Genomic DNA, 21,175 nt, shown 5'->3' with positions numbered 1-21,175 from the left:
CGGGGCTTGTCAACGGGGCAGAACGCCAACGCATGCACGCCGTCGATGACTTCCCCGCGAGACAGACGTATCTTTCCCGTTCGCTGATTCAAACAAAACAAACAACAAGGAGTCATTGATGTTACCGATCCGTCTCGGCCTGGTGGGTTACGGCAAGATCGCCCAGGATCAACACGTGCCAGCGATCAAGGCCAATCCCGCTTTCCAACTGGTGTCCGTTGCCACCCAGGGGCAGCCCTGCGCCGGGGTTGAGAACTTCAAGTCCCTGGACGAAATGCTGGAAAAGGGCCCGCAGGTGGATGCGATTGCCTTCTGCACGCCACCACAAGGACGATTCGCGCTGGTGCAACAAGCACTGGCCGCGGGCAAACACGTGTTGGTAGAAAAGCCGCCGTGCGCCACCTTGGGCGAAGCGATGGCGCTGGCGGATCAGGCCGGCAACCAGGGTGTCAGCGCATTGTTTGCCTGGCACTCACGCTACGCGCCGGGCATCGAACCCGCCCGCGACTGGCTGGCCAGCCGCACACTGCAAAGTGTGCAGATCGACTGGAAGGAAGATGTACGCAAATGGCACCCCGGCCAGGCCTGGATTTGGCAACCGGGCGGCCTGGGCGTATTCGACCCGGGCATTAACGCCCTGTCGATCGCCACTCACCTGTTGCCGCTGCCGTTGTTTGTCGAATCGGCCGAGTTGCGGGTACCGAGCAACTGCCAGTCGCCGATTGCCGCTTCCATCAAAATGGCCGACGCGCGCCAGCTCGATGTGCGGGCCGAGTTCGACTTCGATCACGGCCATGACGAGCTCTGGAGCATCGAAATTCGTTGCAGCGAAGGTACCTTGCGCCTGGATAACGGTGGCGCACGGTTGAGCATCGATGGTGTGCGCCAATCGGTATCAGAGGAGGGTGAGTATGCCGCCGTGTATCGGCACTTCCAGCAACTGATCGGCAACAAGGCCAGCGATCTGGATTTGCAGCCGCTGCGGTTGGTGGCGGACAGCTTTTTCGTCGGCAGTCGTACGCTGGCTGAGCCGTTCTACGATTAATCGGGATCGGCACCGCGGCAGGTATCTGCCTGCCGTGGTCATTCCAGCCAGGTGTTCAGCACCCGACGATCCAGCTCTTCCCATTCGGCCATGCCCAGCACTCGCGTGGTATTCAAGCCGCGCAGATAGCCGCGTAACTGATTGGCGGTCGCCCGCACCTGCTCGGGATCGGGGGTGCTTTCGCGCACCAGGATGGTTTCGTACGGGACCAGGTACTCTGCCACTCGATCACGGTATTCGGGCAGTACGGCGTCGCGAATGAGGTCAAAAGTTCTCAAGCAGGGATCCTCGGCGAATCTTGGTTTTATTGGCTGTGCATCCGTTGGTACGGAGCGCACGTATTGCTAGAAATAATCCGTGGCATGACGAAACGCAAGTGCTGCTTTGGCGTGGGGCGGTGCGCGCTGCCCAGCCCATTGCTGTCGGCGCAACGCTGTATTGCCCGTTCGATGGATTCCGGGACATGCCCGGCGAGCCTACGCTGGCCTCCTTTATCAAAAGGAGTCCGCCTAAATGACCACGTCCCTGTTCGATCCCATTCAACTGGGTAACCTGCAACTTCCCCATCGTATCGTGATGGCGCCCCTGACTCGCTCGCGGGCCAGCCGTCCCGGTAATGCCCCGACCGACCTGAACGTTGAATACTATCGCCAGCGCGCCAGTGCTGCGCTAATCATCACCGAAGCCTCGCAAATTTCCCAGCAGGCGCAGGGTTATGCCTGGACGCCAGGGATCTACACCGATGAACAGGTGGCGGGATGGGCACGTGTGGCCGATGCCGTTCACGGCGAAGGCGGCAGGATTTTCCTGCAAATGTGGCATGTCGGCCGGGTGTCCCATCCTTCATTTCAACCAGGGGGTGGTTTGCCGGTTGGTCCGAGCGCGCAGCCTGTACCGGGCAAGACTTACGTCGAAGGTGCACAGGGCAACGGGGAATGGGTCGACGTACCGGTGCCCCGTGAACTGACAAAAGACGAGATCGCCTTCATCATCGACGATTATCGTGTTGCCGCCAGACGTGCCATCGACGCAGGGATGGACGGTGTCGAAATTCACGCAGGTAACGGCTATCTGCTGGACCAGTTCATCAATTCCAACAGCAACCTGCGAACCGATGCCTACGGCGGCTCCATCGAAAACCGGGCCCGTTTCCTCACTGAGGTGGCCGATGCGGTCGTCGCGGAAGTCGGTGCGCACCGCGTTGGCGTTCGCCTTACACCCATGGGGCGCTTCATGGGCATGGGCGATGCCACACCTGAGGAGACTTTCGGATACGTGGTCAAAGCACTCGACGCACGCACGCTCGCCTATCTGCACCTGGTCGAGCCGCAAATCGTCGGCACGGTCAAGGACGAGGAGGTCGATCCCGCGTGGGACCGTATCATTCTGGCGCTGCGTGCGGCCTGGCGCGGCACGCTGATCCTGGCGGGCGGATACGACAAGCAAAGCGCGGAAAAGGCCTTGGCCAACGGCCGGGCGGATTTGATTGCGTTCGGGCGTTCATTCATTGCCAACCCGGACCTGCCACTGCGTCTGCGACTAGGCGCGCCTTTGAATCTTGCTGACGGTTCGACATTCTTCGGGGGTACGCAGGCGGGTTATACCGACTATGCGAAACTGGGCTGACCAGGGTGCAGCGTCATAAGTGATGGCAAAAAGCTCAATCACTCCATGTATCATCTCGCACGCCGTGTGCAGGGCTTAACTGGCCTCGCACGATTACCCGAGCGATACATGGAGTCTCTAATGGCTGTACGCCGCTTTACTGCTGCATTCCTGGTCTTGATCCTGGCAGGGTGTGCGACCAACACCCCGGAGAAACCCATCTCCCCAATGCCCGAAGCCGAATACGCGCAACTGATGGTGGCGCAGGCCACCGCAGGCGTTGGCTCCATTTCCGGCAAGCTCTACTTCACCGACCGCCGGGGCCGAGTGGTCCAGGGCAACAACAGCAACATGTTGATGTGGCCGGCCACGCCCTATACGGAAAAGCGCCAGCAGGCCGAACGGGCCGGCATCCGCTTGCCTGACCGCATGGACCCGCGAATCGACAAGCTGACCCGTCGCACGTTCAGCACCAGCACCGGCGAGTTCAAGTTCGATGCCGTGCCCGCTGGCACCTACTTCGTCTGGAGCTATGTCGACATGAATTCCATCGTCAGGCGGGTGGTTGTGCAGGAAGGCCAGGAAACCACGATGTTCCTGACCAACGATTGATCAGGACCGAACGCAATTTCATCACAGGGAAACAACGGATGAACAAGTGGATGCTGGTGCTCGTCGCGCTGCTGTCGTTGGGTGGCTGCGTCAGCCCCTCCAACATGATCGAGCGGGCCCGTGAGAACACCCCCATCGACCCCCGGAAAGCCATCATCGTCGGTTACGTGTCGGAGGGGTTCCTGACCCAGCCCCATGGCCTGCACGTGATGCTCAAATACCAGGACCCCAATCCGCAGGCGACGGCCACGCGCATCGAGTTGACCACGCTGGACCAGAACAACGAAGTCCAGGGTAGCCGCAATATCATGGGCAACACCTTCGTCTATGAAGTGCCGGCCGGCACCTATGAAATCACCCATTGGTTCTACCGCTTTTATGACGGCATGAGCGTCGACCTGAAAAAACCGCTTAGGTTTACCGTCAAGCCAGGAGACGCGGTCTACATCGGCAGCTTCCATGGCAATGCACTGACCCTGTGCCTGGCCAATCGCGACGACTTTGCCAAGGCGGTCGTCGATATCAAGAAGGCGCACCCGTTCCTGGCCAACGTGGCGATCACCGATCTGTCGCAGGACCTGCAATTTCCAGGCTGGCCCAGCAGCAAGGCCGAGGATGTTTTTGGAAAGGGGCTGTGCAAGTTTCAATAACGCGGGACAATGCGGGTTAGCCTGCTTGTTTCCAACGTTGAATGCCCGAGTAGAAAGACATGAATCGCCGCAAGAAAATCAATCAGATACTTAAAGCCAATGCCAAAAAGGCCAGTGCCAAGCTGGCGCCGAAGAGCAAACCCCAGTACATCAGCAAGGCTGACCGCGCGAAGTTGGCGGCCGAAGCTGGCGATGACGCCGTCACCCCGTCCGAGAGTTGATCGTCCGCCGTCAACGCCAGCTCCACGACACCCCGACATACGCCGCCAAACCCTCGCCCGGCGTGGAGCGGGCGGCGTCCAGGCCCTTGTCGTCGTAGCCCGGCGTCACCGTGGCGGCGTAGCGCTTGTCGGTCAGGTTGCGGATGTCCAGCCAGGTCTGCCAGTCATCCTTGGGGGCGTTGTAACCCAGGGTGGCGCCGAAGAGGGCGTAGGGATCGGCGTAGTAGCTGTTGGCGTAATCCACCGCGACCTTGGACACCCACTGCGTATTGATTGCGGCAAAGAAGCCTTGTGGCCAGTCGTAGCGCAGTTCGCCCTGGTAGTAATGCATCGGCAACCCCGGCAGGCGGTTGTCGCCGAAGCGATCGTCGTCGCGGTAGTGAAAATCGCTGAAGGTGTAGCTCTGGCGCAGGCTCAGTTCGCCGCCATCGTCGCCTGACCACAGCGGGCTTTGCAGGCTGGCTTCCACGCCTTGATGCACCGTGGGGCTGGCGTTGAGCTCGTAAGGCGTGGTGGCGTTGGCGTCCGGCAGCACCGAGAGCAATTCGTGGCGGACTTGCGAGTAGTACCAGGACAGACTCCATTGGCCGACGGCGCTGTCGCCACGACCGCCCAATTCCAGGGTCGTCGCCGTCTGGTTTTGCAGCTCGATCGGATCGCGTTGGGTTCCGGTCGCCGGGCCGTTGCCGGGGCCGAAGCGCTGGTTGGCGCTGTAGATCAGCGACCACGGGTGCGGCCCTTCGACGGAGCGACTGAGGTTACCGAACACCTGCAAGTCCGGCGTCACCTGATAGCGCAGGCCCAGGCGTGGCGCGTAGTCCCAATCGCCCATGCTGGTCTTGCCGCCACCCTCGGGGTAGGTCACGGCACTTTCACGACGGGTGTAGATGGCGGCCAGGCCGGTGGTCAACCACAAGTCGTCGGCAATCTCCAGGTCATTGCCTGCATGCAGGACAGTGTCCGAACCTTGATAGGTAAAATTGCGCATGTGGGTGCCCGGTGCGTAGCCCGTGGTGTTGCCACCGGGGATGCGCACCAGCTCGCTGGCCCCGGCATTGGGCAAGTGCTTGGTCACGCGCAGGCCCACGGTGCTGCGGCTTTGCAGGCCCCACAACGTATCGCGCCGCTTGTAGTCGAACGTGCCGCTGACATCGGTGTAAGCCACCTTCAAGCGGTTGGGGCCTTCGCGCAGGTCCATCGGGTAGTCGTGCCAGACAAGGCCTGTCTCGATGCTCGAATCGTCATCGAGATAAAACGTGGTCTTGTTGCCGATGAAGGTGCTGCCTGGCTGTTTGCGTCGATCATCGCGCGACACGTAGGCGGGGTTGGCCGTCCGTGGGGTGTGCTCGATGGAGTGCTTGGTCACCCGGCCGGCGAGGTCGTTGTCAGTCTGGCGGTAGCGCAGGTAGAAGCGCGTTTCCAGGTTCGGGTTGAAGCGATAACCGAAGTTGGCGATCACCCCCTGGCTCTCGCTGGCGGTGTGGTCCTGATAGCCATCGGCATTGGCGTCGGTCAGGGACAGGTAATAGTCGAAGTTACCCAGTACCTGACCAGAGCTGATTTGCCGCTGTTGATAACCATGGCTGCCCGTGGCATAGCGCACCTGCAAGCGCGGCGCCGTGTAGCCGGTGTGACTGACGTAATCGATGGCACCGCCCAGCGCCAGGGCACCGCGATCAAAACCGTTGGCGCCGCGCAACACTTCCACATGCTCGACCCACAACGGTTCGAGCAATTCGTAAGGTGTGCCACCGGGGCCGGTCAGCGGCAGGCCGTCGAGCATCGTGTACAGCCCTGACGCGTGGGCGCCCGGTGCACGGTTGATTCCCGAGCCACGGATCGAAATCTTCACCCCTTCATTGCCCGCCGATTGTGCGTAGACCCCGGGTTGATAGGCCAGCACATCCTGGTTACTGGCCACGCGTCCCTGCAAGGTGCGACGCATGTCCACCACGTTGGTGCCGCCGGGCACCTCGGCCAGTCGGGCCTTGGCGTCTTCGATCGATTGCTCTTCGCTGCCTGGCTCCTCTGCGCCGATCAGCACTTCCCCCAGCTCCAGGCCCTGGGCTTCTGCCAGGGGCGGACACACGAGCGCCAGGCCCAGCAGCGCGGCGGGCAAGGATTTGGGCGAGGGCATTGAGAAAACTCCAGACGTGCGGGAAAAGGCAGTGAAAAACTGCGACGTAGGGAAGGACGAAGGAAACACATGGGGATTTTGTTTTTTTGCTGGCATTCGTGCGCAGCTAAAGCTCGCAGCAAGGCGGCACGTTGCTCATCGTTGCGGCTCGGCGACCAGCAGCAACGACTGTGGCATGGCGCTTTGCGGGTGCTGCGGTTCCTGCAAGCCAGTCAGCCTGAACCCCGCCATGTCCAGCGCATTGATCCAGCTGGAGAGCGTGCGCATGTACCACGGCATCGGTTGCCAGTTTCCCTTGAAACTGTCGAAGGTCTCTTCGCGCCAGCCATCCTGATAGTCCCCTGCGCCGGCTACCCAGGGGTGCAGGGTCTGGATCACCAGTGCGCCACCTGGGGCGAGCAGGGCGTTCATCGCCGCGAGTAGCGCAATGATGTCCTGGTGCAGCAAGGCGAAGTTGGCGCAGATCAGGTTGTAGTCGCGGCCGATGTCCACCGTGGCCTCCACCAATTGCTGGTAGGTCGCCAGGTGCACCGCAGCTGAGCCCGCCGTCCGAGCCGCTTCGACCAATCTTGCGTCGCCATCCACGCCGACTGCCGTGATGCCGCGTTCGGCCAGCACCCGCAACAACCAGCCTTCACCGCAACCCAGGTCAAGCACCCGCTCGGGTTGCCGGCCCAGAATGGCCAGCAGAACGGCCCCGTCAGTGACCTGAACACGACTGTCGATAGCGCCACCCCGAACCGCTTCGATCCAGGCCTGGGCGTTGTGCTGCCAGCTTTGTAAAAGAATGGATTCGTTAAAATTCATGGCGAAATCCGCTGTAAAAGGACTCCCACCAGAATAAGTGTACACCCCTGTGGGAGCGAGCACGCTCGCGAAAAAAAAGCCCGCCATAAAAACAAGTGGCGGGCTTTTGGGAAGTGTTGAATTCAGCCGATGGGGGCGCTTTGCTCGAGTCGCAGTCGGTTGAACGCCAGCAACCGCATCACGTAACCCAGCTTGATCGCGGTCGGGCCAAGGATCGTCAGGGCGTGGGCACCGATCAGCTGTGGCAGGCTCAGATAGGCATCAAAGTCATAAGCCAGGAAGATACCTGTAATCAGCATCACCAGCCCTCCAATCAGCAGCAAGTGAGACAGTTTCAACACCCGATGGGGACTTTCGAAAAATATATACATGCCGATCATCCCGACGCAGGTGTCTTGAGGCGTATTGCATGTCCGCAGCACGGTGCGATCCGCACTGCGGGCAGTCACAGGCAGGCGGCTCAGGCCACTGGAATCGACGGGTCGGCCGCGGCCAGGGCGGTGGCACGGTCGGCTGCCGGAGGGTAGATCCACACGGTGTTGATCTGGGTCTTGAGGTCCTTGGCTTCTTTGCCGACCAGCTTGACCTGACGGTCCCACCCTTCGGTGTACACTGCGCCCCAGGCACCCAGGTCCAGGCAAGTCACGTACTTGGGCTGGGTGTAAGGCGTTGGTTTGACACCTAGCAAATCCGCCGCGACGTTATTGCCGGCGTAACGGCCCAGGGCGATTGCGTGCTGGCAGGACATGGCGGCATAGTTGCCGTCCGCATCGGTGGCGGCGTACGCCGTATCACCGGCCGCATAAACGTCATCGTGGCCGAGAACTTTCAGGTTGGCGTCAACGTGCAGGCGACCTTGGGGGTCTCGGGTGCCGGCCACCTGCTCGGTGAGCGGGCTGGCCCGGAAACCGACGGTCCAGATCACTGTATTGGACTCGATATGCTGACCGTCGGCCAAGGTCACGCCGCCAGCATCCACTGCAGCGACCGAGGCGTTAAGAATCCACTCGACACCCAATTCCCGCGATGCATCGATCAGCGATGGTCCGATACCGACGCCTAGCGACGCGCCCGGAGTTGGCGCCCGATCCACCACAATGACGCGGATCGGTGTGTCGTCACCCAGTGCGGCACGCAAACGGGCAGGCATTTCGGTAGCGGTTTCGATGCCGGTGAATCCACCGCCGCAAACGACCACGGTGTTACGCGCAGGTGTATAGGGCCGGTCTTTCAACGCCTTGATGTGTGTCTCGAGCTCGATGGCTGCTTCAATTTCGTCGACATCGAAAGCGTGTTCATTGACACCTTTCAACCCTGCAGGACGAATGAGCTTGCTGCCGGCAGCCACTACGAGGCGATCATAGCTGAGCGTCCCCTGAGTGCCGAACACGTCGCTGTAGCTGACCTGTTTCTTATCGGTATCGATAGTGTCCGCGGTGCCCTTGATGAATTTCACGCCTACGGCATCAAACAGTTCGCCGAGTGGTGCGGCCAGGGTGTGTGCATCAGGCTCGTAAAAACGTGGGCGAATGCGCAATTCGGCCTGTGGCGCCAGGAGCGTGATCTGTACGTCGTTGCGGTCATGCTTGTCCAACAGACGGGCGGCGCTCAACGCGCTCCAGACCCCACCGAACCCTGCGCCAATAACAAGAATTTGCTGTTTCATCGGAAGACTCCAGGAGAAAAAATCGATCGTTTACCGGGTTGGCTGTTCGAGCGTGACCGTGTTCCTGATTGAATCGCGGAACGGTTCGATTCGCTGTTGGGAGATGCTATCGATCGGCCGAATGAAGAACACTTCTACATAGGGTCAATCACGCCACGCCTAGGTGTGATAGGGATATACGAAGGTATTAATTCGATCCTGCATTGCAGATCAGGTCAGTTCAGGTGATTGAACACGTCTTCCAGGCACGCAATGAGTTCGGCGCAGGAGAACGGCTTCGGAAAGTAGGCGATGGGTTCCGGGGAGTGGAGGTTGACGGGGGGAGGGGTTCCTTGAAAGCCGGTGATGAATATCACCGGAATGTTCATGCCCCTGGCCGACAACTCGTCGTGTAATTGCGTGCCCGACATGCCGGGCATTTGAATATCGGAGATAAGGCAACGCGTATCATGCGGCCCGCTGGACGCGAGGAAGGTTTCAGCGTCAGCATATGTCCGCACTGTGTAGCCGTTCGACCGCAGCAGACTGTCCAGTGCATTACGCACGGACTCGTCATCATCGACAACGGATACAACAGCGGCCTGGGGCATTGGTCTTCCTGGGGGGCGCAGAACCCAACAGGGGTGTCCGCCGTCCCCGCAAGATACGCCCTCCCGCCGCTTGTCATACTATACGTGCGTATAAAGGCTTCATCGGGCCTGGTCCACCCCGAGTGTCTGGGCCATACGAACCAGATCGGCGAAAGAGCGCGCGAACATTTTACGCATCGCCTGGCCGCGATGAATTTTTACCGTGATTTCGCTAAGGCCAATTTCGCTGGCAATCTGCTTATTCATCAGGCCGGATGCCGCCAGTGTCATCACGGTTTGCTCTCTGGGCGTAAGCGTTGCGTAACGACTGCGTAACTCATCGTTGCCACGTTCGGCCTCACGCCGTTGTTTGTCACGCACATGCGCTGCGGATACAGCGTCAATAAGATCCTGCTCCCGAAATGGTTTTGTCAGGAAGTCCACGGCGCCGGCCTTCATCGCTCTCACCGTCATCGCAATATCTCCATGTCCGGTCATGAAAACGATTGGCAGATTGATATTGGCCATCAGTAATTCATTCTGGAAGTCCAGGCCGCTCGTGCCTTGCAGCCGCACGTCCAGTACGAGGCAACTGGGGAGGTCAGGACGAGTGAAGTTCATGAACTCGGCGACCGAGTCAAATAACTCAACCTGCAAACCGACCGAGCGCAACAAACTGCCGAGCGCGTCACGCAGGGGGGCATCGTCATCGACGATGAAAACCATGGGCTCGAGGTTGATGACTTTGTTCATGGGGTGCTGTTCGTTCATGGGGCATCCGTAGAGTGCTGAATCCTTGGATCGGCGACGCTGGGGCGGTCATTCAGCGCCCGGTGGTATTCGCCGATACGGGTATTGAAAACTTGAATGAGGTCCCCCGGCCGACCGTGCTGGTCGCCCATATTCGCCCGTCGTGAAAATTGATGATCGAGCGACAGATCGACAGACCCATGCCCAGTCCGGTCTCTTTGGTGGTGAAGAAGGGGGTGAACAGCGAAGGCATGACCTCTGCGTGTATGCCCATTCCCTGATCGGCCACTTCCACGACGGCCGCGCCGGCCACGACCCAGGTACGCACCCACAATACGCGATCGCAAACCTGCACTTGCTCCATTGCGTGGCAGGCATTAATGATCAGATTGATGATGACTTGCTGCAGCTGTACCCGATCGACGTTCACTTGACCTGAATGCGCCAGCAGCTCGACTTTCAGCGTTACGCCCTTGTGGGTCAGCTCTTGTTGAACCAGCGCGAGTGTCTCATTGACGATCTCGTCCACGAACTCGCTCTGGCGTAGAGGATCGCACTTTCGGGAGAGGGCCCGGATTCGACCGATGACGTCGCTGGCACGTCCCGCGCTGGCGACAATTCGGTCCAGTGATTGCAGCGCTTCAGGGAGGTCTGGCTCAGGCCGATCCAGCCAGCGTCGACAGGCTTCGCCACTGCTGGTGATTGCAGTGAGGGGCTGATTGACCTCGTGAGCTATGGAGGCGGCGAGTTCGCCGAGTGACGTCACGCGGGTAACGTGCGCCAGTTGTGCGTGCGCGCAAAAGAGGGCCGATTCGGCTTCCTTGCTGGCTGTAATGTCCATCAGCGCGCCAATGTATTCGCAGCGGTCATGTTGCTCGAACAACGGGCTGGCAATCATATGCACGTGCTTGATCCGGCCGTCGGGCAACAGCACCCTGTGTTTGACTTCAATCAGGGCGTCGTGGCGGGCAGCCTTGGCAAATACTTCGTGCACCAGGTGCAAATCATCGGGGTGAGTGCGTGCCAGAACCATTTGCGCACTTAGCGGGACGTTCGCCGAATACTCGAAGATCCTCGCCGATTCGTCCGACCATGACATAGCCTTGCCATCACCGCTGAAACCAACGCTGCCCGTCTGGCTCAGTCGCTGCGCGCCGATCAGATACAGCTCGTTGTGGTGCAGCCGCTCCGCAGCGTATTTGCTGCGCAGCGCCAAAAAAGTAATCGCCGACAGGGCGGTCAAGCAGCGGAAAAATCCGGTAGTCGAATTCCAGTGTTGATAACCGCCGTTGTAAAGATAGGTTGCGGTCAACAGCAATATGCACAGCAACGCGACGGAAATCACCACGTTGATCGAGAAGAGATTGGCCGCCATCAATAACAAGGTGATGTAAAGGATCGTTGGCGCGAAGTCGGTTTGCGTTTCAGAGTTGATTATCACGATCCCGCAGGCGACCACGAGTCCGATGAGCCATCCCAGGGCATTGAACCAGGGATTGGGGCTGATGTTTATCATGGTGTTGAGGGTATTCGGGCTGGAAGCGTGCGGTGTCTTGGCGAAGATGTTGGATATAAAGGGTAACGCTTTGTGCGCACTGGCAGACCGATTCTTTTTCATTATTGCCCTGCACTTCGGATAGCGGGGAGAGGGTGCATCAGGCGATATCGTACAAAGCAATGGTTCTCATCCGATAGGACATAAACCCCTGAAATTCGGCCACTGACTTGCATCTTGCGATGGCGGATTTCCCGCCCTTATTGCCCGTCGCCATACTCAGGTATGAAACGCCACACCCATGGATGAGTGCCCTGTCCTGAGGTACGACATACGTTTGCCGGTCAGCGGCATAACCTGTTCACACATTGCGCATCGTTGCTCCGGACTGTTGATAGGGGGGCGAGATGGCACGCCGATACTCCAACCTGAAAGGCTTCAATGCCGGGCGGTTTACATGATGAACAGAAATGACCTGCGTCGTGCTGACATCAATCTGCTGGTTGTCTTCGAGTCGATGATGCACGAGCGAAATGTCAGTCGAGTTGGCGAGAAGCTTTTCCTCGGCCAACCGACGATCAGCAGTGCTTTAGGCCGCTTGCGCTTGATGTTCGACGATCCATTGTTCATCCGGTCAGGGCGGGTGATGGAACCGACTTCAAGAGCCGAGGAGATTTTTTCCAATCTGGCCCCTGCGCTTGACGGCATTGCCGCAGCCCTGAGTCGCTGTCAGGCATTCGACCCTGCTACCAGCGAGGCAACGTTCCACGTAGGCCTCTCGGATGATGTCGAATACGCGCTGTTGCCTTCGCTATTGCGTCGTCTACGCATCGAGGCTCCCAACATGACGCTGGTGGTGCGTCGCGCGGACCACTGGCAAATGCCCCAGTTGTTGACCTCTGGGGAAATTTCAATCGGGATCAGTCATACCCTTGAACTGCCCGCCAACGCGCGGCGCAAGGGACTGCGTACAACCCGTCCGATGTTGTTGCGTGCCGATTCTCAGTCTGGTGAGTTGGGCCTCGACGAGTTTTGTCGCCGTCCACATGCGGTGGTGTCTTCGATGGGGAATGTCATCGAGGAGGCCGATCGCACACTCAGCCACATCGGCCGCCAACGCAAGGTGGTGTTGGCGGTGCCACAATTCAGCGCGTTGCCCGTACTGATGGCCGACAGCGACATGATCGCTATCGTGCCCGATTACATTGCCCGTTCCATGGCCATGATCGATGGCCTGCGTGCCGAGTTCGCTCCGCTGGATCTTCCACAGCAGGAGCTTTCGATGGTCTGGCGCGGGGCGACTCACAACGACCCGGCAGAACGCTGGTTACGCTCACGATGCAGCGCGTTTCTGAGCGAACAGGACGAGCCGCTGATGCAACCAGCCTGTACTGCAAATAATCTTATGTCCGTCGCTTGAGCGGATGTCAATGGCCGGGAATACACCATGCTGCTCTTTCTCCAGACTCATCCCCTGATCACCGGAGCGCTTCTGGTTTTGCTGGACTTGTCACTTTGGCGTGGGCTCGGCGTCGGCCAGCCGGTGTGGCGCATGTGTTCTCGCATCACGGTTTTCGTCGGGTTTTCCTGGGTAATGACGGCGGCGGGCATCAGCCCGTTACAGCCTCCGCTATGGCCGGAAGACGCGATTCTAAACCTGATGGCAACCATTATCGGCATCGTTTGGTGGTTGTTTGCAGCCAGGACACTTACGGTGGTGCTTGGCGCCGGCCTGACCTCGCGCGGCGGGCACACCGCACGCTTGCTCCACGACGTGCTTGGAGCGGCCATCTTCCTCATGGCGATTGTCGGCGCCGCTGCTTATGTCTTGCAGTTGCCGGTCAAGGGGTTGCTCGCGACCTCAGGGGTGATGGCAATTGTCATTGGTCTGGCGCTGCAAAGTACGCTGAGCGATGTGTTCTCGGGCATCGTGCTCAATACCACCAAACCCTACGAAGTGGATGACTGGATCGTTATCGACGGCGTTGAGGGCAGGGTGGTGGAGATCGATTGGCGTTCTACCCACCTGCTGACCAAGCTGGGCAGTACGGCCGTGGTCCCCAATTCACTCGCGGCAAAAGCCAAGATACTCAACCTCAGCCGACCCGGTAATGCTTACGGGGTCAGCATCGTGATGGCGATTCCCAGCAGCGTGCGTCCACGTCGAGCCATCGATGCCCTGGAAAAAGCCTTGCAAGGCACTCGCGCCTTGCTCCCCGGATTCAAGCCCAAGGTCTCGGTGAAAAGTTCGCACCTGGAATACAACGAATACGAACTGAAGGGGTTCATCGAGTCGTTATCCCACAAGACCGAGGTGCGCAACCTCATGTTCGATCTCGCTCATCGTCATCTCCAGGCGGCAGGCGTCACCTGGGAGGTCGCGCCGGGTAAGCAGGCGTGGAGTCGACCGCGCCATTTGTTGGAAGATGTGCGGATATTTCGCTCCCTCGGTATTGAGGATCGAGACCGGCTCGCCGACCATATGACCGCTGTTGACTACCAGGCTAACCAGGTGTTGTTGGCGTTCGACGCCGTGGCTGATTGTTTGATGATTATCAGCACGGGTGTGGTCTCGGTGTCGATCCACGACGGTGAGCGTCTCATCGAAGCCGGGCGCATGGGGCCGGGGGAAGTGCTGGGCGAGGAAGGTATCCTCAACGAAGGACGCTCGCGAGGTGAGTTTCGCAGCCTCACCAGCGGCCGGTTATTTCGCATCGAGCGCGACATGCTCGACCCCCAACTGGAGCAAAGCAGCGACCTGCATGTTGCCTTGGACAACCTGATACACCAGCGCGAGGAAATTCGAGAGTCGGTCGTGACGAAAAAAACGGTGCACGCCAAGCGCAGTGGTTTGCTCGGCTGGCTACAGAAGAAACGCCTGCCGTCAGCGTGAAAACCGGCTGCGATACTCGCGCGGCGAAATGGAAAGGTGGCGATGGAAGGTGTAGCGCATCCGCTCTTCATCGCCAAATCCGCACAACTGAGCGATTTGATCGATGTTGCGTTCGGAATCCTCCAGCATCCGCCGCGCGGCTTCCATGCGGAACATTTCCAAGGCCTTGGCCGGTGTGCGCCCGACCTTGCGCTTGTACACCCTGGAAAAGTTGCGCGGGCTCATCTGTGCCTGGCGAGCCAGGGACTCAACGGTCAAATTGGCGTCGCCCAGGTTCGCGCTGATCCATAAATGCAAGTCGTCGAAGCTGCCGCCGTCATCCATCTGCGATTGCAACAGGTGGCTGAATTGCGCCTGGCCGCCAGGACGCTTGAGATAGATTACCAACTCCCGAGCCACCTCGAGCGCCACTTCGCGACCGCAGTCGGCTTCGACCAATGCCAGTGACATGTCGATGCCGGTGCTCACCCCGGCCGAGGTCCAGACCGCGCCTTGCTGGATGAAAATGGCATCAATGTCCACATCGATCGTCGGGAAGCCGCTTTTAAGCATGTCGCACATCGCCCAGTGTGTCGCGGCGCGCAAGCCTTCCAGCAAACCCGCCTGGGCCATCAGGAACGTACCGCTGCACACAGAGGCCGTACGTCTGGCGTTCGCCGCTGCTTCGCGTAGCCAATTCACCAGCGCAACCTCGTCGTCCATGGCCTGGCGGATGTTCGGCGCGCCAGGCACGATCAGTGTGTCTACCGGCAGTCCAGTGAAATCCTTGAGTGACGTGGTGTGCACTGACAGGCCTTCGGCCGTTGGAATAAGGCCGCCTTCAAGGCTCGCCGTGTGCATGGCATAGCCCGGCAGCCCGCGTGCGGCCATGGCCTTGGACGCGGCCCAGAACACAGTCTGGGCTCCTGTCAGGTCGAGCAGTCCCATCTGTGGGTACGCCAGGAAAACAACCGTGCGTGGTTGCGAGAGGGCGGCAGTTGGGCTGGCAATTGAATTCATGTCGGCATTACCACTCGTTTTTCGCCAATCAGGGGCGAGTCAGGACCTGTGTTGAGTATCGGGTTCAGTATCATCTCAGCGAGCTGACAACCCTTGATTATCCGAAGCTCAGGCTTGGCACGAGGTCGTGCGTGCCAGGCGCCTGAAAGGTGCTTGAGGTTGCTTGTGCCGCCGTGATCAGGGGCAGGGCGAACATGAATGTCGCGCCTTGACCTTCGAAGCTCGTCGCCCAGATTCTGCCCTCATGGCACTCGATGATCGAGCGACAGATGGATAATCCCATGCCCAAGCCCTCCGCCTTCGTCGTGTAAAACGCGTTGAACAGCGAGGCGAGCTGACCGGTTTCTATGCCCTTGCCGCTGTCCTTCACCGCGATCATCACTTCGTGGCCTTCCACCCAGGTTCGAATGTTCAGGTAGCGTTTTCGTTCGCCCAGATGACTCATGGCCTGGCAGGCATTCATTACCAGGTTGATGATCACCTGTTGCAGTTGGACACGGTCGCCTTTGATGATCGCACCGCCTGCCTGCAAGAATATATTCTGTTGTATGTGTTTGTGACTCAGCTCGTACTGAATCAGGGTAAGCGTATCTGTCACGATGGTATCGAATGGGTGATCCTGAGGCTGCGACACACACTTCTTCGAGAGTGAGCGCACGCCCGTGATGATTTCATTGGCGCGTCGCGCGCTTTGAATGATTCGATGGACGGACGCCTTCACTTCACCGAGGTCCGGTCGATCACGATCCATCCAGCGCAGGCATGATTCGCCGCTGGAGACAATGGCCGCCAAGGGTTGGTTGACTTCATGGGCGATGGACGCCGCAAGCTCTCCCAGCGAAGTCACGCGGCTGACATGCGCCAACTGCGCCTGCGAATCGAACAGCGCCTGTTCCGCTTTACGCGCCGAGGTGATGTCCATCAGGGCAACCACGTATTCCCGATCATGAGCGTTGCCCAGGTTTATTGCATTGATCAGCACCTGGACGTAGCGCAGGCTACCGTCTGGCATGATCAGGCGACGCTCAAGCTCGACGTTGCTCCCCAACTCGCCCGTGGCCAGCTGGCTTAACAGCTCTTCAGCGCGGGGACGGTCGTCCGGGTGCAGCCGGTCATCCATCAAGCGCCAGGAAGGCTCGACGTCCAGGGGATATCCATAAATACGAAAAGCCTCCTCAGACCAATGAATTTCCTTGCATTGACCCCGAGCGAAGCGCATACCCATGCTGCCGGTCTGGCTGAGTCGTTGCGCGCCGTTGAGAAAGGCTTGATTGCGGCGCAGTTCATTGGTTGACCATTTGCTGCGTAAGGTCAGCAATGTGATGGTGACCAACGACACAACACATCTGACGTAGCCAGCGATACTGCCTTGCGACTCGTAGAAGTATTCGATAACGAAGCCGCCGGTAATCAGGACGAAGCAGAATAACGCGATAATCAAAACAATTCTGATGGAGAATACATGGGCAGACATGAACAACAGTGTGATGTAAAGCACTGCATGCGCCAGGTCTGAATCAAGCATCAGGTTGATGGTGGATATAGTGATGGCTGCCGAAAAGGAGGCTATGAAAGCCAGTCGGTCTGACGCCAGGAATCGTTTGCACAACCGGGTCAGCATCATCTTTTCGCCTTCTATACACATTTGAGGGTATTAACAGGAAAGAACCGCAGCATGCCGGGTCCTGAAAAAGCGCTCTTATGCAAGAGCGCCATATAACCGGTTCGGTTGACACTAACGAATTAGATGATCGATTCTGCTACTAAGTGAATCGTGGTCAGTCCATCGAAAAGTGCGCATTGATGGACATGGCAGAATCGTATCCCTGTCCGGTATATGCCACGCGGCGTTCGATCAGGCGATCAGAACCGCCCTCGGCCACGCGGCGTTCGATCAGGCGATCGGAGCCGCCCTCGGCCACGCGGCGTTCGATCAGGCGATCGGAGCCGCCTTCGGCCACGCGACGTTCAATCAGGCGATCGGAGCCGCCTTCGGCCACGCGGCGTTCGATCAGGCGATCGGAGCCGCCTTCGGCCACGCGACGTTCAATCAGGCGATCGGAGCCGCCTTCGGCCACGCGACGTTCGATCAGGCGATCGGAGCCGCCCTCGGCCACGCGACGTTCAATCAGGCGATCAGAGCCGCCTTCGGCCACGCGACGTTCGATCAGGCGATCGGAGCCGCCTTCGGCAATACGAGTGGGAGCCGATTTTGCACGATACTCTGGCTCGGGGGGAGAGGTGTCATCTTGAGCACTATTCTCGCGGCCGGCGACGACATTGGATTCAACGCAGGTCTCCCTGGCAACCGAATTTCCAGCGATCAAACCTGTTGCAGCAAGAAAAGCGATGGCGAGGCCAAAGTCGGAAGTCTTCATCATATTCACCCTACGTGGTCAGTTGGCTACGTCATGAACATTCCGGTCATTCGATGCGCTATTCATGCTGTAGAGCGTTTAACTGGGATAATGTGGTGTGCCGGAATGAGTTCAATAGTAAAGGACTGAGCGGTCGCGTCACTTATGCAAACGGTTTCTTCAGCGGTATCTAGGTATGAATTATTCACACTTAAGTATGAGTGGCTGGAAGTAAGGGTGGGTGAGCGATTTCTTGGGTGGATTGAATATAAAAAGATTATGTGCAGGAACCTATACATATGTATGTTGAAACAAGTTTTGGCGGGTGACAGTCTTCAATCAGGTGGGGGCTTGTCAAATAGCTCCCAATGCATTGAAGGTTGAGTTAATTGTTAATCACACCAATAATTTCGATCGTTGATGACGACGACACCGTCCGTATTTCTTTGGACAGCTTGGTCAGGTCAATGGGCTACAGCGCGCGGACGTATGCCTGTGCGGAAGATTACCTGGCGGACAGCGCGAATGATCTGACGGCTTGTCTTATCTCTGATATCCGCATGCCCGGCATGAGTGGGTTTCAATTGTTTCAAGCGTTGCAGGCCAGGGGGCACTGTTTCCCAGTGATCTTCATCACCGCCTGCCAGCGTGAGTCTTCCGAACAGAAGGCCCAGGAACTGGGAGCTGCAGGGTATTTCCGGAAACCGTTCAGCGGTCATCAATTGATGTCCCGGGTGCAGGCCGTTCTCAGCGCCAGGTCGGACGGTTAGCGCCGCGTCCGGAAGGCGGTTCGGCCGACTATTGTTAGAAGTAATAGTGATCATCACCAAACGCAAGTTCCACTTTGTGAGCATTGATCGGAAAATGGCCCTCATCGAGAGCAGATCATGAAGTTGCACAGATACATCGGCGAATACCGTTATGGCGCAGCTTTCGAACTGATCAACCAAACTTTTTTTCAGGATGAGACCGATGCGTCGTTTATTTTTTTCTGCCATCGCGGTGGCCTCGCTCGCCGGTTGCGCTTCGGCGCCGAATGACCCGACCCTGACCCTGCAAACCAGCAAGACCCCGGCCGAATACGCCGACTGCGTTGTACCCAGGTTGCAGGGCGATGCGATGAACCCGACGGTCTCGCAGACCCAGCGCAGCTACCGGATCGTGGTACCGAGCAAAATCTCGGCCGACAACGTGGTGGAGGCCTACAAGGCTGGCAGTGGCGGCAAGGTCTTCATCTACGAACGACACTTGCTGGCATCGAACTTCTTGCCCTCGAGTTTTGGCCGCGTTGCCCAGGATTGCATCTGACTCCCGCTGTAAACGATTTGCCCTGAGCTCCTTTGGTTGGCCGCAACCAACCAATTCCTTTGCCCCACGCCTGATCGGATGTGGGGTTTTTTTTGCCTGTTGGTAGGAGCCAGTTTGTCGAGGCGTCCAATCGCGAGCAAGCTCGTTCCCACAAGCGAAACGACAACGCCCCCGACCGCAAGGCCGGGGGCGTTGTTGTCAAATCTGCGGATCAGTAGTCCCAGAACGCTGCAATCCAGCGGAACGCGTTGCCATCCACGGCCACTCGGCCCACGGAAGGAAACGGCAGGTGGGTAGCCACGAACAGCTCACCGCTTGCAGCGGCTTCCTGCATCAGGCGCACCCGCACGCGCACCGACTCTTCGGGGTCATGTTCGAAGCCGTTGTGCCAATCCGGGTGCTCGAAGGCAACGGGGAACAGCGCGTCACCGGCAAAGGTCAGCTTCTCGCCGCCGGAGTTCACATAGACCACGCAGTGCCCCGGAGTATGACCGCCTGTGAGTTTGGCCACTACGCCCGGTGCCACCTCATGCTCGTCATCGAATGTGCGCACGTTGCTGCGGTAATCGTTAATGAACTGATTGGCGGTCGCGCGAAGCACATCGGGCACCGGAGACGGCATGTCGGTGTGCTCGAAATCGGGTGATTCCCAGAACGCCACCTCAGTCGCGGTCACGTGGATGCGTACATCCGGACGCAGGCTGTTCTTCACCTCGTCGACCAACAGTCCGCCAATATGGTCCATGTGCATGTGGGTGATGATGATGTCGGTCACGGAAGCGAGGTCGATACCGGCGTTTTCCAGACGTTTGGGGAATTGGCCGGCCCTTGGAAAGCCGGGAAATTGTCCGCCCAGTCCGGCGTCCACCAAAATGGTCTGTTCACCGGTGCGGATCACGAGCACGTTCAATGCCCAGTCGAATGCGTCGGGTCCCACGTAGATGCTCTTGAACCAGGCTGCACGAGTGGCGGGGTCGACATTGGTGGACATGGTCGAAGTCGGCAGCGGCAGCACGCCATCGCTGACTACCAGCACGTCGATCTCGCCGACACGCAGGGCGTAGCGAGACGGCACCAACTCTTCGAATCCGGCGGTGCCGGGGTTGAACGCGCTGGTAGGTTCGATGGCTTGTGGGTGGGTATCCAGATGCAAGGTCATGGTCAGTCTCCGATGGTAGTGGATAATTTCAGATGAAATTTTCCTCTGCCCCACGGCTGTTCAGTAGTGACCAGTAAAAGTTGATTAAACTTTCACAGTGCAACTATTGGACGCCGCAAGTTCAGTCTATTTATTCAAGGCAGCAGCGGTTTGCTGTGAATTCATAGTATTGGCGCAGGGGCCAGGGTGCAGTTCTACCTCGGTTCAGAAAAACCATACGTCAGTGGCATTGGCCTATACGAAGGTTTGGTTTGGTGTTGCGAGGGCGCTCAGCGTGGCTGATGGAGGGCGGTTTCTATGCAGCTCAGAAGTTTAGTGGTTTCACAGGGTTTGGGCAGGTAGGCAATCAGCGTCGGCGAATCGGAGATCGTCGAAGGCAGGGCTTCAGGGTAAGCCGTGATGAAGATCGTGGGGATGTGATAACCCATGGCGAGCAGTTTCTGGTGCAACTCAAGGCCGCTCATGCCGGGCATCTGTATGTCGGAAATCAGGCATTGGGTATGCGCCGGATCGTTTGTTTCGAGAAATGCCAGGGCGCTGCAGTAAGTCTTTATCTTGTAGCCGATGGAGCGCAGCAAGTTTTCAAGTCCAAGCCGAACCGAATCGTCATCATCAACGATTGCAACGATTTGCAGATCTTGGGTCATCAGGTGTGCTCATGAAGTGTTCTATCGTGCGTACAACATACGCGAAGTGCGAGGGGGTAAAAGTATACCTACGTATGATCGGCTAAAACCAAAGCGTCGTTGTTCTGCTGGAAACCACTGTGGAATCATTCTTTTTTTGTTGATGAGTTTTGCCCATTCAACAGCTACTCTGAATGACGGCATTTAAAACGCAGGCGGCAAAAAAATCAAAAGCATAAAAACGATGTGCTCCAGTCAATAACGTTTCTGTTGTTC

Annotated in this window: 22 protein-coding genes; 9 read left to right on the top strand and 13 right to left on the bottom strand. The window is 58.4% G+C overall.

Going from position 1 to position 21,175, the window contains the following annotated elements:
• Positions 1–118 precede the first annotated feature (118 nt).
• Positions 119–1,045 (top strand): Gfo/Idh/MocA family protein, encoded by a 927-nt coding sequence (locus tag AB4O36_RS13090; protein ID WP_460141950.1) that lies wholly within the window; start codon positions 119–121, stop codon positions 1,043–1,045.
• Between the two features lie 38 nt (positions 1,046–1,083).
• Here AB4O36_RS13090 and AB4O36_RS13085 read toward each other — a convergent pair whose 3' ends face one another.
• The gene (locus AB4O36_RS13085; RefSeq protein ID WP_460141949.1) at positions 1,084–1,323 is read right to left on the bottom strand and encodes a hypothetical protein; all 240 of its coding nucleotides are present in this window, start codon (positions 1,321–1,323) and stop codon (positions 1,084–1,086) included.
• Positions 1,324–1,558: 235 nt separating this feature from the next.
• Between AB4O36_RS13085 and AB4O36_RS13080 the strand changes: the two genes are divergently transcribed.
• The 4 genes from AB4O36_RS13080 to AB4O36_RS13065 all read left to right on the top strand — a co-directional run bounded on the left by AB4O36_RS13080 (position 1,559) and on the right by AB4O36_RS13065 (position 4,133).
• Positions 1,559–2,671, top strand: coding sequence for an alkene reductase (locus AB4O36_RS13080; RefSeq protein WP_460141948.1), 1,113 nt, complete (start codon positions 1,559–1,561; stop codon positions 2,669–2,671).
• A gap of 120 nt (positions 2,672–2,791) precedes the next feature.
• Complete coding sequence (locus AB4O36_RS13075) at positions 2,792–3,262, top strand: hypothetical protein (RefSeq protein ID WP_460125780.1); 471 nt, start codon at positions 2,792–2,794, stop codon at positions 3,260–3,262.
• Between the two features lie 38 nt (positions 3,263–3,300).
• Positions 3,301–3,912, top strand: a complete 612-nt coding sequence (locus tag AB4O36_RS13070; protein ID WP_460141947.1) for a hypothetical protein — start codon at positions 3,301–3,303, stop codon at positions 3,910–3,912.
• A gap of 59 nt (positions 3,913–3,971) precedes the next feature.
• Positions 3,972–4,133 carry a DUF2986 domain-containing protein gene (locus AB4O36_RS13065; RefSeq protein ID WP_460125776.1) on the top strand — a complete coding sequence of 54 codons (162 nt, stop codon included), beginning with the start codon at positions 3,972–3,974 and terminating at the stop codon, positions 4,131–4,133.
• A 10-nt stretch (positions 4,134–4,143) separates the two neighbouring features.
• Here AB4O36_RS13065 and AB4O36_RS13060 read toward each other — a convergent pair whose 3' ends face one another.
• The 7 genes from AB4O36_RS13060 to AB4O36_RS13030 all read right to left on the bottom strand — a co-directional run bounded on the left by AB4O36_RS13060 (position 4,144) and on the right by AB4O36_RS13030 (position 11,578).
• Positions 4,144–6,270: a TonB-dependent receptor family protein gene (locus AB4O36_RS13060; protein WP_460141946.1), complete on the bottom strand. Its 2,127-nt coding sequence runs from the start codon at positions 6,268–6,270 to the stop codon at positions 4,144–4,146.
• A gap of 135 nt (positions 6,271–6,405) precedes the next feature.
• A complete protein-coding gene (locus AB4O36_RS13055) occupies positions 6,406–7,077 on the bottom strand; it encodes a class I SAM-dependent methyltransferase (RefSeq protein ID WP_460141945.1) in 672 nt (223 codons plus the stop codon).
• A 122-nt stretch (positions 7,078–7,199) separates the two neighbouring features.
• Entirely contained in the window at positions 7,200–7,448 is a 249-nt protein-coding gene (locus tag AB4O36_RS13050) for a transmembrane sensor/regulator PpyR (protein ID WP_460141944.1), read from the bottom strand.
• An 89-nt stretch (positions 7,449–7,537) separates the two neighbouring features.
• Entirely contained in the window at positions 7,538–8,743 is a 1,206-nt protein-coding gene (locus AB4O36_RS13045; RefSeq protein ID WP_460141943.1) for an NAD(P)/FAD-dependent oxidoreductase, read from the bottom strand.
• A gap of 215 nt (positions 8,744–8,958) precedes the next feature.
• Positions 8,959–9,333: a response regulator transcription factor gene (locus tag AB4O36_RS13040; protein ID WP_460141942.1), complete on the bottom strand. Its 375-nt coding sequence runs from the start codon at positions 9,331–9,333 to the stop codon at positions 8,959–8,961.
• 99 nt (positions 9,334–9,432) lie between these two features.
• On the bottom strand, positions 9,433–10,083 hold the full coding sequence (locus AB4O36_RS13035) for a response regulator transcription factor (protein WP_460125764.1): 651 nt from the start codon (positions 10,081–10,083) through the stop codon (positions 9,433–9,435).
• Positions 10,084–10,135: 52 nt separating this feature from the next.
• Complete coding sequence (locus AB4O36_RS13030; RefSeq protein ID WP_460126727.1) at positions 10,136–11,578, bottom strand: sensor histidine kinase; 1,443 nt, start codon at positions 11,576–11,578, stop codon at positions 10,136–10,138.
• 436 nt (positions 11,579–12,014) lie between these two features.
• Between AB4O36_RS13030 and AB4O36_RS13025 the strand changes: the two genes are divergently transcribed.
• Together AB4O36_RS13025 and AB4O36_RS13020 are read left to right on the top strand one after the other, a co-directional pair.
• Entirely contained in the window at positions 12,015–12,977 is a 963-nt protein-coding gene (locus AB4O36_RS13025) for a LysR family transcriptional regulator (RefSeq protein WP_460142141.1), read from the top strand.
• 27 nt (positions 12,978–13,004) lie between these two features.
• Positions 13,005–14,450 carry a mechanosensitive ion channel domain-containing protein gene (locus AB4O36_RS13020; RefSeq protein WP_460125760.1) on the top strand — a complete coding sequence of 482 codons (1,446 nt, stop codon included), beginning with the start codon at positions 13,005–13,007 and terminating at the stop codon, positions 14,448–14,450.
• On the opposite strand, the gene AB4O36_RS13015 is transcribed toward AB4O36_RS13020, so the two are convergent.
• The 3 genes from AB4O36_RS13015 to AB4O36_RS13005 all read right to left on the bottom strand — a co-directional run bounded on the left by AB4O36_RS13015 (position 14,442) and on the right by AB4O36_RS13005 (position 17,827).
• The gene (locus AB4O36_RS13015) at positions 14,442–15,449 is read right to left on the bottom strand and encodes a GlxA family transcriptional regulator (RefSeq protein WP_460125758.1); all 1,008 of its coding nucleotides are present in this window, start codon (positions 15,447–15,449) and stop codon (positions 14,442–14,444) included. The genes AB4O36_RS13020 and AB4O36_RS13015 overlap by 9 nt on opposite strands.
• A 97-nt stretch (positions 15,450–15,546) precedes the next feature.
• A complete protein-coding gene (locus tag AB4O36_RS13010) occupies positions 15,547–17,073 on the bottom strand; it encodes a sensor histidine kinase (RefSeq protein WP_460125756.1) in 1,527 nt (508 codons plus the stop codon).
• Between the two features lie 154 nt (positions 17,074–17,227).
• Complete coding sequence (locus tag AB4O36_RS13005; protein WP_460141941.1) at positions 17,228–17,827, bottom strand: phage infection protein; 600 nt, start codon at positions 17,825–17,827, stop codon at positions 17,228–17,230.
• A 446-nt stretch (positions 17,828–18,273) separates the two neighbouring features.
• Here AB4O36_RS13005 and AB4O36_RS13000 point away from each other — a divergent pair, with 446 nt between their 5' ends.
• Both AB4O36_RS13000 and AB4O36_RS12995 read left to right on the top strand, forming a co-directional pair.
• Entirely contained in the window at positions 18,274–18,576 is a 303-nt protein-coding gene (locus AB4O36_RS13000; protein ID WP_460126725.1) for a response regulator transcription factor, read from the top strand.
• Positions 18,577–18,778: 202 nt separating this feature from the next.
• A complete protein-coding gene (locus tag AB4O36_RS12995; RefSeq protein WP_460125752.1) occupies positions 18,779–19,114 on the top strand; it encodes a hypothetical protein in 336 nt (111 codons plus the stop codon).
• Positions 19,115–19,325: 211 nt separating this feature from the next.
• On the opposite strand, the gene AB4O36_RS12990 is transcribed toward AB4O36_RS12995, so the two are convergent.
• Both AB4O36_RS12990 and AB4O36_RS12985 read right to left on the bottom strand, forming a co-directional pair.
• Positions 19,326–20,273: an MBL fold metallo-hydrolase gene (locus AB4O36_RS12990; protein WP_460125750.1), complete on the bottom strand. Its 948-nt coding sequence runs from the start codon at positions 20,271–20,273 to the stop codon at positions 19,326–19,328.
• 269 nt (positions 20,274–20,542) lie between these two features.
• Positions 20,543–20,920 (bottom strand): response regulator transcription factor, encoded by a 378-nt coding sequence (locus AB4O36_RS12985; RefSeq protein WP_460125748.1) that lies wholly within the window; start codon positions 20,918–20,920, stop codon positions 20,543–20,545.
• Between the last annotated feature and the right edge of the window lie 255 nt (positions 20,921–21,175).

The sequence above is a fragment of the Pseudomonas sp. S2_E01 genome (assembly GCF_054668365.1).
This window is presented reverse-complemented; position numbering and strand designations above follow the sequence as displayed.

Excerpts from the sequence above, each read along its gene's own strand:
- AB4O36_RS13010 (WP_460125756.1), bottom strand. The coding sequence starts at position 17,073 with ATGATGCTGACCCGGTTGTGCAAACGATTCCTGGCGTCAGACCGACTG.
- AB4O36_RS13040 (WP_460141942.1), bottom strand. The coding sequence starts at position 9,333 with ATGCCCCAGGCCGCTGTTGTATCCGTTGTCGATGATGACGAGTCCGTG.
- AB4O36_RS13055 (WP_460141945.1), bottom strand. The coding sequence starts at position 7,077 with ATGAATTTTAACGAATCCATTCTTTTACAAAGCTGGCAGCACAACGCC.
- AB4O36_RS12990 (WP_460125750.1), bottom strand. The coding sequence starts at position 20,273 with ATGACCTTGCATCTGGATACCCACCCACAAGCCATCGAACCTACCAGC.
- AB4O36_RS13030 (WP_460126727.1), bottom strand. The coding sequence starts at position 11,578 with ATGATAAACATCAGCCCCAATCCCTGGTTCAATGCCCTGGGATGGCTC.
- AB4O36_RS13035 (WP_460125764.1), bottom strand. The coding sequence starts at position 10,083 with ATGAACGAACAGCACCCCATGAACAAAGTCATCAACCTCGAGCCCATG.
- AB4O36_RS13015 (WP_460125758.1), bottom strand. The coding sequence starts at position 15,449 with ATGAATTCAATTGCCAGCCCAACTGCCGCCCTCTCGCAACCACGCACG.
- AB4O36_RS13045 (WP_460141943.1), bottom strand. The coding sequence starts at position 8,743 with ATGAAACAGCAAATTCTTGTTATTGGCGCAGGGTTCGGTGGGGTCTGG.
- AB4O36_RS13025 (WP_460142141.1), top strand. The coding sequence starts at position 12,015 with ATGATGAACAGAAATGACCTGCGTCGTGCTGACATCAATCTGCTGGTT.
- AB4O36_RS13020 (WP_460125760.1), top strand. The coding sequence starts at position 13,005 with ATGCTGCTCTTTCTCCAGACTCATCCCCTGATCACCGGAGCGCTTCTG.
- AB4O36_RS13005 (WP_460141941.1), bottom strand. The coding sequence starts at position 17,827 with ATGAAGACTTCCGACTTTGGCCTCGCCATCGCTTTTCTTGCTGCAACA.
- AB4O36_RS13050 (WP_460141944.1), bottom strand. The coding sequence starts at position 7,448 with ATGTATATATTTTTCGAAAGTCCCCATCGGGTGTTGAAACTGTCTCAC.
- AB4O36_RS12995 (WP_460125752.1), top strand. The coding sequence starts at position 18,779 with ATGCGTCGTTTATTTTTTTCTGCCATCGCGGTGGCCTCGCTCGCCGGT.
- AB4O36_RS13000 (WP_460126725.1), top strand. The coding sequence starts at position 18,274 with ATGGGCTACAGCGCGCGGACGTATGCCTGTGCGGAAGATTACCTGGCG.
- AB4O36_RS13080 (WP_460141948.1), top strand. The coding sequence starts at position 1,559 with ATGACCACGTCCCTGTTCGATCCCATTCAACTGGGTAACCTGCAACTT.
- AB4O36_RS13065 (WP_460125776.1), top strand. The coding sequence starts at position 3,972 with ATGAATCGCCGCAAGAAAATCAATCAGATACTTAAAGCCAATGCCAAA.
- AB4O36_RS13090 (WP_460141950.1), top strand. The coding sequence starts at position 119 with ATGTTACCGATCCGTCTCGGCCTGGTGGGTTACGGCAAGATCGCCCAG.
- AB4O36_RS12985 (WP_460125748.1), bottom strand. The coding sequence starts at position 20,920 with ATGACCCAAGATCTGCAAATCGTTGCAATCGTTGATGATGACGATTCG.
- AB4O36_RS13075 (WP_460125780.1), top strand. The coding sequence starts at position 2,792 with ATGGCTGTACGCCGCTTTACTGCTGCATTCCTGGTCTTGATCCTGGCA.
- AB4O36_RS13070 (WP_460141947.1), top strand. The coding sequence starts at position 3,301 with ATGAACAAGTGGATGCTGGTGCTCGTCGCGCTGCTGTCGTTGGGTGGC.
- AB4O36_RS13060 (WP_460141946.1), bottom strand. The coding sequence starts at position 6,270 with ATGCCCTCGCCCAAATCCTTGCCCGCCGCGCTGCTGGGCCTGGCGCTC.